The 12,242-nt window shown below is 69.5% G+C and carries 15 protein-coding genes; 5 read left to right on the top strand and 10 right to left on the bottom strand.

What is annotated here, in order from left to right:
* The 8 genes from AKJ08_RS02945 to AKJ08_RS02910 form a co-directional block, all read right to left on the bottom strand.
* Positions 1-921, bottom strand: a complete 921-nt coding sequence (locus AKJ08_RS02945) for a DUF4388 domain-containing protein (protein WP_050724696.1) — start codon at positions 919-921, stop codon at positions 1-3.
* Between the two features lie 134 nt (positions 922-1,055).
* A complete protein-coding gene (locus tag AKJ08_RS02940; protein ID WP_050724695.1) occupies positions 1,056-1,730 on the bottom strand; it encodes a hypothetical protein in 675 nt (224 codons plus the stop codon).
* Entirely contained in the window at positions 1,727-2,545 is an 819-nt protein-coding gene (locus AKJ08_RS02935) for an outer membrane protein assembly factor BamD (protein ID WP_169788737.1), read from the bottom strand. The genes AKJ08_RS02940 and AKJ08_RS02935 overlap by 4 nt, the downstream gene beginning before the upstream one ends.
* 74 nt (positions 2,546-2,619) lie before the next feature.
* Positions 2,620-3,144 (bottom strand): regulatory protein RecX, encoded by a 525-nt coding sequence (locus AKJ08_RS02930; RefSeq protein WP_050724693.1) that lies wholly within the window; start codon positions 3,142-3,144, stop codon positions 2,620-2,622.
* Positions 3,119-4,342, bottom strand: coding sequence for a type IV pilus twitching motility protein PilT (locus tag AKJ08_RS02925; RefSeq protein ID WP_050727411.1), 1,224 nt, complete (start codon positions 4,340-4,342; stop codon positions 3,119-3,121). The genes AKJ08_RS02930 and AKJ08_RS02925 overlap by 26 nt, the downstream gene beginning before the upstream one ends.
* A gap of 182 nt (positions 4,343-4,524) precedes the next feature.
* Positions 4,525-4,911 (bottom strand): 30S ribosomal protein S9, encoded by a 387-nt coding sequence (rpsI, locus tag AKJ08_RS02920; protein ID WP_240475481.1) that lies wholly within the window; start codon positions 4,909-4,911, stop codon positions 4,525-4,527.
* Positions 4,912-4,936: 25 nt separating this feature from the next.
* The gene (gene rplM / locus AKJ08_RS02915) at positions 4,937-5,377 is read right to left on the bottom strand and encodes a 50S ribosomal protein L13 (protein ID WP_050724691.1); all 441 of its coding nucleotides are present in this window, start codon (positions 5,375-5,377) and stop codon (positions 4,937-4,939) included.
* A 182-nt stretch (positions 5,378-5,559) separates the two neighbouring features.
* Positions 5,560-7,593: an ATP-dependent helicase gene (locus tag AKJ08_RS02910; RefSeq protein WP_050724690.1), complete on the bottom strand. Its 2,034-nt coding sequence runs from the start codon at positions 7,591-7,593 to the stop codon at positions 5,560-5,562.
* A gap of 83 nt (positions 7,594-7,676) precedes the next feature.
* Between AKJ08_RS02910 and AKJ08_RS02905 the strand changes: the two genes are divergently transcribed.
* The 5 genes from AKJ08_RS02905 (at position 7,677) to AKJ08_RS02885 (ending at position 11,179) form a co-directional block, all read left to right on the top strand.
* Positions 7,677-8,114 carry an SMI1/KNR4 family protein gene (locus AKJ08_RS02905; RefSeq protein WP_082342610.1) on the top strand — a complete coding sequence of 146 codons (438 nt, stop codon included), beginning with the start codon at positions 7,677-7,679 and terminating at the stop codon, positions 8,112-8,114.
* Between the two features lie 80 nt (positions 8,115-8,194).
* Positions 8,195-9,052, top strand: coding sequence for a nucleotidyltransferase (locus AKJ08_RS02900; protein WP_050724688.1), 858 nt, complete (start codon positions 8,195-8,197; stop codon positions 9,050-9,052).
* Positions 9,012-9,812, top strand: coding sequence for a metallophosphoesterase family protein (locus AKJ08_RS02895; protein ID WP_240475421.1), 801 nt, complete (start codon positions 9,012-9,014; stop codon positions 9,810-9,812). The genes AKJ08_RS02900 and AKJ08_RS02895 overlap by 41 nt, the downstream gene beginning before the upstream one ends.
* 139 nt (positions 9,813-9,951) lie before the next feature.
* Positions 9,952-10,272: a PilZ domain-containing protein gene (locus AKJ08_RS02890; protein WP_050724687.1), complete on the top strand. Its 321-nt coding sequence runs from the start codon at positions 9,952-9,954 to the stop codon at positions 10,270-10,272.
* A 148-nt stretch (positions 10,273-10,420) separates the two neighbouring features.
* Positions 10,421-11,179, top strand: coding sequence for a histidine kinase dimerization/phospho-acceptor domain-containing protein (locus AKJ08_RS02885; RefSeq protein WP_050724686.1), 759 nt, complete (start codon positions 10,421-10,423; stop codon positions 11,177-11,179).
* Here the strand turns inward: AKJ08_RS02885 and AKJ08_RS02880 are convergent.
* Positions 11,093-11,344: a YggT family protein gene (locus AKJ08_RS02880; protein WP_050724685.1), complete on the bottom strand. Its 252-nt coding sequence runs from the start codon at positions 11,342-11,344 to the stop codon at positions 11,093-11,095. The two genes, AKJ08_RS02885 and AKJ08_RS02880, sit on opposite strands and share 87 nt — an antisense overlap.
* 75 nt (positions 11,345-11,419) lie before the next feature.
* A complete protein-coding gene (locus AKJ08_RS02875; protein WP_205624764.1) occupies positions 11,420-12,220 on the bottom strand; it encodes a glycerophosphodiester phosphodiesterase family protein in 801 nt (266 codons plus the stop codon).
* Positions 12,221-12,242 lie beyond the last annotated feature (22 nt).

The raw sequence follows: 12,242 nt of genomic DNA, 5'->3' as shown, positions 1-12,242 counted from the left end.
CTAGAGCGCGCGGGCGTAGCCCCTCTCGATGAGGCTCGCGAGATGGGCGGCCGTCTCGAGGTCGCCGACGGTCGAGTGATCGAGGATCGCGTCGAGCTCTCCCTGGTTCACCACGAGCTGGAGGACGTCGAGCTCGTCGGGGGTGAGATCGCGGAGGAGCGGCTCGAGCGGCTCGACGAAGACGATGCGGTCGCCGCTCGGGGGGAGCGCGTGGAGCCGAAGCTCGTCCAGGCGGCGGCTCCCCTCCATGAGGATCGCCTCCGTGCTCTCCTCGAGCTCCGCGGGGAACTCCCGCTCCTCGGCGGGCGCCAGCTCGAAGTCGCCCGTGGTCCAGGCGATGATCCGGTAGATGGACCTCAGCGGATCGACGTGCTCCTTCCCGACGATCTCCGCGAAGACGATCCGCCCCTTGCGCAGGTGGACCATCGCCTCGCGCGAGCCGTCCGTGAGGCGGAGCACGCCGCTCTTCTTCGACGCCTGGAAGAGCTGGAGCAGATCGGGGATCGAGACCTCGTCGATCCGCCCGTTCATCGCGCCGCCCGACCTGGGCTTCGCGGCGGCGACCTCCTCGAGGCGCTCGCGGATCTCGCTCTGATCCAGCGGGATCGAGCCGGGATCCATCGTCACGACCTTGAAGATCGAGGTGCCGATCAGGAAGCGGTCGCCTTCCTTCAGCCGCGTCTCGCTCACCCTCTCGCCGTTGACGAAGGTGCCGTTGGTCGAGCCGAGATCGGAGAGCACGGGACCGTCTTCGTCGGTGAAGAGACGCGCGTGCTTGCGGCTCACCATCTCCTCGACGAGCACGATCTCCAGCTCCGAGGAGCGGCCGATCCGGACTTCCTTCCCGGGGGAGAGCGGAAGCTCGCCGCCCTGGTACTTGCCCGAGATGAACTTGAGCGCGAATGCCTTGCCGGTGTCCAACTTGAGGCCTCGTTCGATCGATGGACCGGGAGGGGCCCCTCCTCGGGGTTCCCGGCACATCCCCCGCGAAAGACTACCCGTTCCGGTCGCCGCGCGGCAACGTTTGCGCCAAAAAGCCGACGCGCCGAAGAGGACTAGGGCAAGCCGCTCTCGAAGCGCCACGCCCCGTCGGCGCGAACGAGGGCCAGGCGCTTCTGCTTCCCGTCCACGGCCGCCTCGCCGACGACGGCGCTGTCGCCCTCCACGCGGATGAACCAGGCGGCGACTCCGCGACCGTCGGCGGCCGCGAGCTCGTCGGCGGTGGGCGACGGCAGCTCGGCGGAGGAGAGCGCGGCCACCGCGGCGGGATCTCGGGCATGGAGAGCCGCGCGCCTCGCGCGGAGCAGGCGGACCACGTCGGCCAGCCGCGGCGCGAGCGCTCCGTCGACGGAGCAGGTCGTGGAGCAGGAGACGAGGAACTTCTCGTTGCCCACGTAGGAGAGCGGGATCCCGTCCACCCTCCCCTCGATGGCGAGCTGGCCGAAGGCCTCGAGTGTCCCCCGCTTCCGCGATCCTGCGTCGACCGCCGTGGCGACGAGCTTGCCCGCCGGCACGTCGATCGACACGCCGGCGTCGACGGGGATCGAGAATCCATGGGACGAGAGCCGCTCCAGGGCGGATCGCGCGCGGTCGCTCGGGCTCTCCAGCGAGGTGCAGCCGCTTCCGAGGAGGACGAGGATCGCGCCGAGGAGGGGCAGCGCGCCTGCCACGAGCGACGCCCTCGATTCGCCGGACTTCCTGACCACCGGGACGACTCCCGAGACGATCACCGCTTCTCCGGCGGGTTGGGGGCCTTCTCCATCATCCGCTGCATCTCGCGCGCCTTGCGACCCTCCTCCGTGTGCGGGTGCGCTGCCTCGACGGCGTCGAGGAGCTCCTTCGCCCGATCGTGCTCGCCCAGCTTTGCGAGGGCCTCGGCGAGGCCCAGGGTCGCGTCCGTCTCGTACGGGCTCCCCGGGTAGTTCTGGAGCAGGTACCGGTATCGCCCGGCGGCGCCCGCCCAGTGCTCCCGGCTCGCGTAGAAGCGCGCGGCGTAGAGCTCGTGGCGGGCGAGGAGGCCCATCACCTCCTGCAGCTCTTCCTTCGCCCGCGGCAGGTACTCGCTCTTCGGAAAGCGCGAGACGAAGTCGGTGAGGGAGGTCTTCGCCGCCCGGACCTCGGTCTGGTCGCGCTCGCTCGCAGAGGGGAAGAGGAAGAAGCTGGAGGGGATCGCGCGGAAGTGCGACTCGCCGATCCGGAAGGTGGCCCAGTCGACCTGCGGGTGGTCCGGGTGGAACTTCACGAAGGCCTGGTACGAGTCGATCGCCTCGAGCCAGCGGCCGCGCCCGAACTCGGCGTCCGCGATCCGAAGCTCGGAGAGGGCCGCGTACGACGAGTACGGGAACTTCGAGCGGATCTGCTCGAAGGCCAGGATCGCCTGCTCGAAGTTCTTGCTCTCGAGGGCGGAGACGGCCTCCTCGTAGGCAGCCTGGGCGTCCTCCGAGTATCCCGACTTTGCGACCGCCTGTTCGTGCGCGCAGCCGGAGGAGAGAGCCAGGCAGAGCGAAGCCGCGAGAAGGACGACCGGGAGGGCGTTTCGACGCATCGGGCTCGCGTACACTGCGTTCCTGGCGGTGTCAATCATCGCCGGGCGCCTGCTCGCCCGGCCCCACCCGGATCTCACTCTTCGAGGGGATCGTCCGATGGACGGCCAGGCTCGAAGGCGGCGCGGATCGCCCCGGGTGAGAAACCGCGCCCCGCGAGCCAGCGGAAGAGGCGGGCCCGCTCCTTCACGTCGAGGCCGTCGCTCGGTCGATCCCCGAGCCTGCGGGCGAGCGCCTCCCGCGCCAGGCGCGCCTCGTCGGCACCGAAGGCCTCGCGGATCCCGTGCTGTGCCAGCTCCCCCGCTAGACCGGCCCGCGCCAGGCGAAGCTCCACGGCCCGGGGACCGAAGCCTCGCCGCGCCAGGGAGCCTGCGCGCTGGCGCGCGAAGGCGGGATCGTCGAGGTAGCGGAGCTCCCGCAGCCTCGCGACCACCTGATCGATGGTGGCCGAGGCCACTCCGGCGCGCCCGAGCCGCTCCCGAATCTCCGCCTCGCTCCGGGCCCGCCTCGCGAGGGAGTCGCAGGCGAGGCGGAAGGCCGGCTCGAAGCGCTCGCCGATCGGCTCCTTCGCCCGCTTAGAAGCGCTCGATCTCGAAGTCATCCGAAGAGTCCTTCGGCGGCGCCGCCGGCGCGGGACCGGGGCGCGCCGCAGGCTGCGGCGGCGTCGTGGCCCTTCGGTTCGGCGGTTCCTCCGTCATCTCGAACGAATCCCACTTGGAGTCCGAGGTCGAGGCGATGCCCGAGAGCCGCAGCGCGAAGTCGTCGGGGTTCGTGGCCTGCCGGAGCGCCTCCTCGTAGGTGATCAGCTTCGCCTTGAGGAGGCTCATCAGCGACTGATCGAAGGTCTGCATCCCGTAGGAGAGGTGGCCCTGGGCGATCGCGTCGGCGATCTCCTTCGTCCGATCCTTGTCCTCGATCAGCTCCCGCACGCGAGCGGTGCAGATCATCACCTCGACCGCCGCCACGCGGCCCTTGCCGTCGGCGCGGGGCACCAAGCGCTGCGAGATCACGGCCCGCAGCACCGAGGCGAGCTGGAGGCGGACCTGCTTCTGCTGGTACGGCGGGAAGACGGAGATGATCCGGTTGATCGTCTCGGTGGCGTCGACGGTGTGGAGGGTCGACATCACGAGGTGGCCGGTCTCGGAGGCGGTGAGCGAGGTCTCGATCGTCTCCAGATCGCGCATCTCGCCCACGAGGATGACGTCGGGATCCTGGCGCAGCGCGCTCTTCAGCGCCTGGCCGAACGAGATCGTGTCGACCCCGACCTCGCGCTGGTTGATGATCGAGTTCTTGTCGCGGAGCAGGAACTCGATCGGATCCTCGATCGTCATGATGTGATCGGATTCCACGTTGTTGATGTGGTCGATCATCGCCGCGAGGGTGGTCGACTTTCCCGAGCCCGTGGTGCCGGTCACCAGGATGAGGCCTCGGGGCTCGAGGGCGATCTTTCCGAGGATCGGCGGCAGCATGAGCTGCTCGATCGACTGGATCCGGAAGGGGATCACCCGGAAGACCACGCCCACCGTCCCGCGCTGCTGGAAGACGTTGACGCGGAACCGGCCCAGGCCCGGGACGCCGTAGGCGAGATCGCACTCGTTGGTCTGCTTGAAGCGCTCCCGCTGGTACTCGTTCATGATCGAGAAGGCCATCCGCGCGATCTCCTCGGGAGGGAGTCGCCGCGCGTCCTTCACGGGCATGAGCCTGCCGTCGACCCGGAAGATCGGGGGAAGGCCGGATTTCAGGTGGATGTCGGATGCGCCCCCGCGGAGCGCAACCGTGAGGATCTCGTTCAGCTCCATTCCGAAGGTCTCCCGCTCCCGAAGGGCGGTCGTCGCCACCCCTCGACCCGCCCCTGCTCTGGATGCATGGGGGGCAGCATACCATGTGCCGCCTTTGCCCCATAAAAACGAAGCGAGGCCGCTCGATCCCGCGATGGGGTCCGAGCAGCCTCGCCTCTTCGGCCTTGCGGCCGGAATCCGGACTAGCGCTTGGAGAACTGGAAGCGCTTGCGGGCGCCGGGCTGGCCGTACTTCTTGCGCTCGACCGCGCGGGAGTCGCGGGTGAGGAAGCCGGCCTTCTTCAGCACCGGGCGGAGCTCGGGGTCGAGCTTCGCGAGGGCGCGAGAGAGACCGTGACGGATCGCGCCGGCCTGGCCGGTGAGGCCACCGCCGCAGACGTTCACGTTCATGTCCATCTTGCCCTTCTGGTCGACGACCTCGAGGGCCTGCATCAGCACCATCTTCGAGGTCTCACGACCGAAGTACTCGTCGATCGGGCGCTCGTTGATGGTGATCTTGCCCTCACCGGGCCAAATCCAGACGCGGGCCACTGCTTCCTTGCGGCGCCCCGTCGCGTACGTCTTCTCCATGCTGGCCATGATTCTTCCTTACTTTCTAAGCCTGGATGTCGAGGGCCTGGGGCTGCTGCGCCTCGTGCGGATGCGCGGGGCCGGCGTAGACCTTCAGCTTGGTGAACATCTGACGGCCGAGCGTGTTGCGGGGGAGCATGCGGCGCACGGCGTTCTTCACCAGGTCCTCGGGGCGCTTCTCGCGAAGCTGCTGGGCGGTCGCCACCTTCAGCGAGCCCGGCTTACCCTGGAGTCCAACCCGGTAGTACTTCTTGTTCTCTTCCTTGCGACCGGTGAGCTTCACCTTGTCCGCGTTCACCACGATCACGAAGTCGCCGGTGTCGATGGAAGGGGTGTAGAGGGGCGTGTGCTTGCCCTTGAGGATGGCGGCGACCTGGCTGGACATACGGCCCAGGATCTTGTCGCTCGCGTCCACCACGAACCACTTCCGGCGGATCTCGCCCTTCTGGGCGCTGTGCGTCTTCATCGGATATCGCTCCACGATGCGGCTTCGCAGGGGGCAGGCGATCGTCGCGTGTCCCCGAAATTCGGCACGACTGCGCCCCGCCTGAATCGATGCAGGGCACAACGAAAGCGGGCTTACTAGAGGAAGAACCGGGGGAAGTCAAGCACTCCGCAATTCCTCTTTTTCGCCCGACGGGTTCCTCTCTACCGCGATTCGAGCCGCGCGAGAAGCTCATCGAAGAACGTTTCGCTCCTTAGCTCCGACGCCTCGGTCGGCTGCGCGATGTCGATCTCCTCGATCGCGTGCCCCGGGAGGTCGGAGAGGAAGCGGGAGGGCGTGCGCGGGACCTCCTTCCCGCGGCTCAGGCGGGCGGCGCTCCGGGTGAGGAAGAGGCGCTCGCGGGCCCGCGTGATGCCCACGTAGGCGAGGCGGCGCTCCTCCGGGAGATCCTGGGGCCCGCCCTGGATGCCCTTGTGCGGCAGCAGGTCCTCCTCGAGGCCCGCGAGGAAGACCACGGGGAACTCCAGCCCCTTTGCCGCGTGGAGGGTCATCATCACCACGCGATCGCCGGGGAGCGCGGGCTCGTCGTCCCGCCGGTCCAGGGTGAGCTGGGCCAGGTACTGCGCGAGGCTGTGCTTCTTGCCTTCCCGTGCCTCGAAGCGCTCCAGTGACACCAGGGTCTCGTCGATGAGGCCGATCCGGCGCGACGCGGCGGCGGCCGAGGTCATCTGGGACGCGATCGCGCCCCGCAGATCGACCTCCTCGCAGAGCTCCCTCGCGAGGCGCGAGGCCGGCTCGCCCTCCACGAGGCGGTTCGAGTAGCGATCGACGATCTCGACGAAGGCCTGGATGCGGCCTGCGGCCGGCGCCACCTCGGGCCACGCGCCGGCGGCGGCCTTGCGCATCGCCTTCAGGAGCGGGAGCGCCTCCACGGTGGCCCGGTGCCGCACCTTCTCCATGGTGGCGTCGCCGATCCCGCGGGCGGGGAAGTTCACGATCCGCAGGAGCGAGACCTCGTCGCCGTTGTTCACGAAGAGGCGCAGGTAGGCGAGGAGATCCTTCACCTCCCGGCGGTCGAAGAACTCGGTGCCGCCCACCACCTCGTAGGGCACGCCCTCGGCCCGCAGCACCTCCTCGAAGGCGCGCGACTGCAGGTTGGTCCGGTAGAGGATCGCGTGATCGCCGGGCCTCCGGCCGCCGGCGATCGAGGCCCGGAGCTCGCCCACGGCGAAGCGGGCCTCCGCCTCGTCATTCGGGCAGGTCACCACCCGCACCTTCTCGCCGCCTCCACGCTCGGTAAACAGAGCCTTTACCTTGCGTGCCTCGTTCTTCGCGATCACCTCGTTCGCGCAGTCGAGGATGTTCCCGAAGGAGCGGTAGTTCTGCTCGAGGCGGACCTCCTTCGCCCCCGGGAAGTGCAGGTGGAAGCGGAGGATGTTCTCCACCTCGGCGCCGCGCCAGCCGTAGATCGCCTGATCGTCGTCGCCCACGGCGCAGACGTTGCCCCTGGGCAGGCCCAGGAGCTTGAGGAGCTCGAGCTGCGTGCGGTTCGTGTCCTGGTACTCGTCCACCAGCAGGTAGCGGAAGCGATCGTTGAGGCGGTCGCGCAGCTCCTGGTGCTCGCGGAGGAGCTTGATCGGCAGGCCGATGAGGTCGTCGAAGTCGACCATCGCCATGGCGCGCAGCGCGCTCTCGTATCGCGGGTAGACCTCCTCCGCCACGAGCTCGTACTCCTCCCCGTGGATCGTCGGCCGCCCAGGCCTGGCGATCGGCTCCCCCGGCTGGATCCCCTCGCACTTCGCCAGCGAGAGCAGACCCAGGATGCGGCGGGGATCGAAGCTCCGGTCGTCGATCTTCACCTCCCGCATGGCGCGCTTCACCAGCGCCGCCTGGTCGCCCGCGTCGGCGATAGTGAACTGCCGCGGGTAGCCGATGCGCTTGTGCTCCTGGCGGAGGAGGTGGAGCCCGAAGGCGTGGAAGGTGCCGAGGGTGAGCTCCTTGGACTTGCGCGACGAGACGAGCTGCCCCACCCGTTCGCGCATCTCGCTGGCGGCCTTGTTGGTGAAGGTCATCGCCAGGACGGAGGTGGCGGGATTTCCCTGCTGGAGGATCCAGGCGATCCGATGGACGATCACGCGCGTCTTGCCGGAGCCTGCGCCGGCGAGCACGAGGAGCGGCCCCTCGGTGGTGATCACGGCTTCGCGCTGGGGAGGATTCAGGGTGGAGAGGTCGATCATGGGCGGCGCAATGTACCCGAGACCGGGCCACGGTCGAGGCCGGCCTTTTCCGCCCACCGCCTGTCGTGATACCCCCCCGCGCCATGAGCGAATCCGAAGGCAGGAAGGTGGCGGCGGAGTTCCTCGACCACCCGGATCACGAGCTCTACGACGAGGCGATGCCCGGCGAGCTCCAGGGCGTCGAGCGCATGCTGAAGGTCCGGCTGCCGCCCTCGTACAAGGGCTTCCTCCAGGTGGGCTCGGGGGGAGTGCTCGCGAGCGGCGCCCTCCTCCTGGGCACCAAGGATCCCGACGAGCTGGGCGCCACGCTGCACGCCGTCGCCACGGACCTCTGGCAGGAGGGCCTGCCTCGCCACCTCCTGCCGATCGTCGACGGCGATCGCTTCTTCTGCCTCGATCTCTCGGCCGCGGACGACGCCGGCGAGTGCGAGGTGGTCGAGGTCGATCCCGAGGCCTTCACGGAGATCGCGCGCCTGGGAGCCTTCCCGGCCTTCGCACGGCGCGAGCTCCTCCCCAGCTGACGACCGCCCGCTCCCTGCGGTCATCTGGCTCGCTCCCTACGTTGAACCGGCGGGCCCGTAGGCCCGAACGGGGGAGCCTGGTGGCGGATCCGATTCGGGGCGAGGAAAAGAGCACCAGGCGTGCCGCCTCCGAATCGAACGGAGGCCGCGCGAGGCAGGTCGATCAGCGGCCGGCCATCGAGCGCGGCGCCCACCTGCTCGCCCTCTCCACCCTCAAGAGCGCGGAGATCCCCTTCGTCGTGGCGGGCGCATATGCGCTCCACGTCTACACCGGCATCTACCGGGAGACGAAGGACCTCGACATCTTCCTGCGCCGCCAGGACGTGGATCGCGCGCTGGAGGTCCTGGCGGAGACCGGGTTCAAGACCTCCCTCCTCGACCCCGTCTGGCTCGCGAAGGCCTACGCCACCGACAACTACTTCGCCGACCTGATCTTCAGCTCGGGCAACGGCGTCGCCGTGGTGGACGACATCTGGCTCGCGCGGGCCCAGGGCGCCGTGATCCACGGGCTCCCGGTGCTCCTCGCCGCCCCGGAGGAGATCATCTGGTCCAAGGCCTTCGTCTGCGAACGCGAGCGCTTCGACGGGGCCGACGTGAACCACATCATCCTGGCGTGCGGCGACAAGATGGACTGGCGCCACCTCCTGGACCGCTTCGAGCCCTACTGGGAGATCCTGCTCGCGCACATGATCATGTACCGCTTCAGCTACCCCGGACAGCGGGATCGGGTCCCGCAGCCGATCTTCGCGGAGCTCCTGGAGCGCAGCCGGGTGCAGGCGAACGATCCCGCCGCCGAGACCGTGTGCCGGGGGCTGCTCCTCTCACGCGCCCAGTACCGGGTGGACCTGGAGCATTGGGGCTACCGGGACGCGCGCATGCTCGAAGTGGAGGGATTCCGTGCCAATCGACAAGGCGATCCGGCTCGCGGCGGTCGGTGACCTCCACTGCCGTGTGGGCCGCCACGGCCACTACCGCAAGCTCGTCGACGACGTGAACGCCGAGGGCTGCGACGCGCTCCTGCTCTGCGGCGACCTCACCGATCACGGCACCATCGACGAGGCGCGCGCCCTCGTCGACGAGCTCTCGCGGGTCCGCCCGCCGATGATCGGCGTGCTCGGGAACCACGATCACGACTCGGGCAAGGCCGACGAGGTCACGGAGATCCTGAAGGAGGGAGGGATCTTCATCCTCGACGGCGACCACTACGAGCTCAAGGGCCACGCCGTGGGCTTCGCCGGCACCAAGGGCTTCGCGGGCGGCTTCGATCGCGCCTCCCTCCAGGGCTTCGGCGAGGAGACCATCAAGGCCTTCGTCTACGAGACCGTGCGCGAGGCGCTCAAGCTCGAGGCCGCGCTCCTCCAGGTGGACGCGCCGGTGAAGGTGGCGATCACCCACTACGCGCCGATCCGCGGCACTTGCGAAGGAGAGAACGCGGAGATCATGCCCTTCCTCGGGAGCTCCAGGCTCGCCGACGCGATCGACACGTACGCGGCGACGGCCGCGTTCCACGGCCACGCCCACTACGGGTCGGGAGAGGGCCGGACCCTGGGCGGCATCCCGGTCTACAACGTCGCGTCCCCGGTCCTCCGGAAGGCGGATCCCGAGCGACGGGTCCGGATCGTCGAGCTCGAAGCGGCCGAAATCGCTCCCGATCGCTCCGCGCGCAAGGGAGAGGAAGCGGCTCCCCCGAGTCGGTAGGGCGCTCGTTATCCACAGGCGGGGGCGGTCGACAAGTGGACCTCGCCTGCACCCGTCGTAACGTCGATCGGGTGATCGGTGCTGGCTCGCCCGCGATGCGGGAGGCCTGGCACCTTCTCCGATGATGGAGTGGAGAACCATGTACGCAGAGCCGGTACGCCGAAGGCACCCCCGCGTGGAGGCGGGCTTTCCCGTCTCGCTCCGGGCCGAGGGACATACGCTCGTCCGGATCGCCCGCAACCTCTCCATGACCGGCCTCCTCGTGGACGGGGTCGAGGCAGCCCCCGGCGCCCGCTTCGTGGCCGAGCTTCGCCTCCCCGACGAGCAGCGCACCCTCTCGATCACCTGCGAGGTCCTCGGCACCGTTCGGCATGACGGCACCCGAGCGCTCCATTTCCTGGATCTCGACTGGGACGACATGTTCGCCCTGGCGCGCTTCCTGGCCCCGCGGCTGGGCTAGTCCTCCCAGGGGCCCGAAACGGGCCGCCGTGGACCCCTCCCGAGCCCCGGTCGATTCATGCGATGCTTCTCTCCCTCGGGCGTGGGAGGGGGGCATGGAAGGGAATTCGGACAGTACGAGGTGCCTGGAAAAAGGGCGCCCGCCCGACGTGCGCGACCCATCGATCTCGATCGCCGCCCCCTGGGCGAGCGGCGCGGTCGCCGGCATCCTCGACGAGTGCCTCGCGGACGCCGGACTCGACGTCGGCGTCCTCGCTCCGGACGGCGCGGGCAGGCTCCGGCTCTCCAGCGGTGCCTGGGTCCCATTGCCCTCCCCCGCCGAGTGGCTTCGCGTGGCCAGCCAGGCCGCCGACCGTCCGGGCCTCGCCGAGGCGAAGCGCGGCGACGAGATCTGGCTCGCTGCGAAGGTGAGGTACGACGGGAGCGGCGACGCGGGCACGGTCGTCACCTCGATCTCGGCAGGCGATCCGGTGCGGCTCGGCTTCGCGCGCTCGCTGCTCCGCGCGATCGCCAGGGCGCTGGGGGAGCTCGCCGGCCGCTGGGCGGCGGTCTTCGCGCACGCCCGGACCTCCTCCCGCGAGCAGGCGGCGCGCCGGGGCGTAGCCGAGCGGGACGAGCGCCTCGCCGTGGTCTCCCACGATTTGCGCAACCCCCTGGCTTCGATCGTCGCGAACGCCGGCTTCCTCGAGACGCTGGCGCCCCACGACGAGCAGGGACAGCGCTTCCTCCGGCGGGTGGCCGCGATCCGCCGTGCATCCGACCGGATGGGCCGGCTCATCGGCCAACTGCTGGAGACGGGCGGGCTCCCGGAGGCGGCGCCGCTACGCCTGCTCCAGCAGGAGGCGCTTGATCACGCCCAGCACGAGCAGGAACGCCATCGGCGCGAGGTCCAGGCCGCCGAACGTTAGGACGCGCGAGAGCGGGCGGAGGAGCGGGTCGGTGAGGGTGCCGAGCAGGCGCGCGATCGGGTTGGCCGGATCGCGGATCACCCAGGAGAGGATGACCCGAAGGATCACGAGCCACGAGACGAGGTCGAGAAAGCGGGCGATCAGGAGGATGGTCTCGGGATTCATCGAGGCTCCGCTCGGGAACGGGTGTGGCTCGGATCAACACGGGCGGACGCGCCTACATGCCGGCCGGCCTGTATCTCAACCTGCCTCCGCCTCGTCCAGCACCTCCCTGAGGAGATCGGGGCGATCCGACATGATCCCGCCCACCCCCTCGTCCACGAGCCGCCGCATTTCCTCGGGGTCGTCCACCGTCCAGACGTTCACCCACTTGCCCAGCGCCGCGGCCTTCTCGAGGAGATCGCGGCTCACCAAGCGGACCCCGTCGTAGGAGAGCGGCATGTCGATCACCAGGAAGCGATCGTCCCGAGGCGGCGCGATGCCGAGCCGAAGGGCGGTCACGAGCTCGGTGAGGGCGATCCGCGGATAGAAGAGGCAAGCGTCCGGCAGCGCCGCCGATAGGCGATGGGCCACTCGATCGTGCTCGGAGCCGACGCAGAAGCGTCCGGGCTCGCCCCTCACGAGGGAGGCGAAGGCGGGCTCGACCTCCGGGCGGTCGGGCTTGAGCTCGACGTGGAGCTTCGTTCCAGGGAAGTCCTCGATCACCTCCCGAAGGGTCGGGATCCGCACGCCGCGGCCCCGCCAGGGGAAGGTGGCGCCGCCGTCGATCGTGAAGCGGTAGCCGGCGTCGAGAGCGCGGAGCTCGGCGAGGGTCCGCTCTGCGACGGGGCCCTTCGCCTCCGTGCACCGATCGAGGGTGTCGTCGTGGAAGACGACGAGCTCACCGTCGGCGGTTCCCTGGACGTCGAGCTCCAGCATCGCCGTGGAGTAGCGGTCGATCGCCTGGCGGAAGGCGACCAGGGTGTTCTCGGGCGCCAGGGCGGCGCCGCCGCGGTGGGAGATGTGGAGGGTGGGCCGAAGCCCTCTCAGGTAGGGATGCATGGGGTCGGCTCCGATCGCCGGT

It is taken from the genome of Vulgatibacter incomptus (genome assembly GCF_001263175.1).
Taxonomy (GTDB): Bacteria; Myxococcota; Myxococcia; order Myxococcales; family Vulgatibacteraceae; genus Vulgatibacter; species Vulgatibacter incomptus.
The sequence above is the reverse complement of the archived record's forward strand: the minus strand, read 5'-3'. Positions and strand labels throughout refer to the sequence as shown.

Coding starts and splice junctions, on each gene's coding strand:
- AKJ08_RS02935 (WP_169788737.1), bottom strand. CDS start 2,545: ATGCGTCGAAACGCCCTCCCGGTCGTCCTTCTCGCGGCTTCGCTCTGC.
- AKJ08_RS02930 (WP_050724693.1), bottom strand. CDS start 3,144: ATGACTTCGAGATCGAGCGCTTCTAAGCGGGCGAAGGAGCCGATCGGC.
- AKJ08_RS02925 (WP_050727411.1), bottom strand. CDS start 4,342: ATGGAGCTGAACGAGATCCTCACGGTTGCGCTCCGCGGGGGCGCATCC.
- rpsI (WP_240475481.1), bottom strand. CDS start 4,911: ATGGAGAAGACGTACGCGACGGGGCGCCGCAAGGAAGCAGTGGCCCGC.
- rplM (WP_050724691.1), bottom strand. CDS start 5,377: ATGAAGACGCACAGCGCCCAGAAGGGCGAGATCCGCCGGAAGTGGTTC.
- AKJ08_RS02910 (WP_050724690.1), bottom strand. CDS start 7,593: ATGATCGACCTCTCCACCCTGAATCCTCCCCAGCGCGAAGCCGTGATC.
- AKJ08_RS02905 (WP_082342610.1), top strand. CDS start 7,677: ATGAGCGAATCCGAAGGCAGGAAGGTGGCGGCGGAGTTCCTCGACCAC.
- AKJ08_RS02890 (WP_050724687.1), top strand. CDS start 9,952: ATGTACGCAGAGCCGGTACGCCGAAGGCACCCCCGCGTGGAGGCGGGC.
- AKJ08_RS02880 (WP_050724685.1), bottom strand. CDS start 11,344: ATGAATCCCGAGACCATCCTCCTGATCGCCCGCTTTCTCGACCTCGTC.
- AKJ08_RS02875 (WP_205624764.1), bottom strand. CDS start 12,220: ATGCATCCCTACCTGAGAGGGCTTCGGCCCACCCTCCACATCTCCCAC.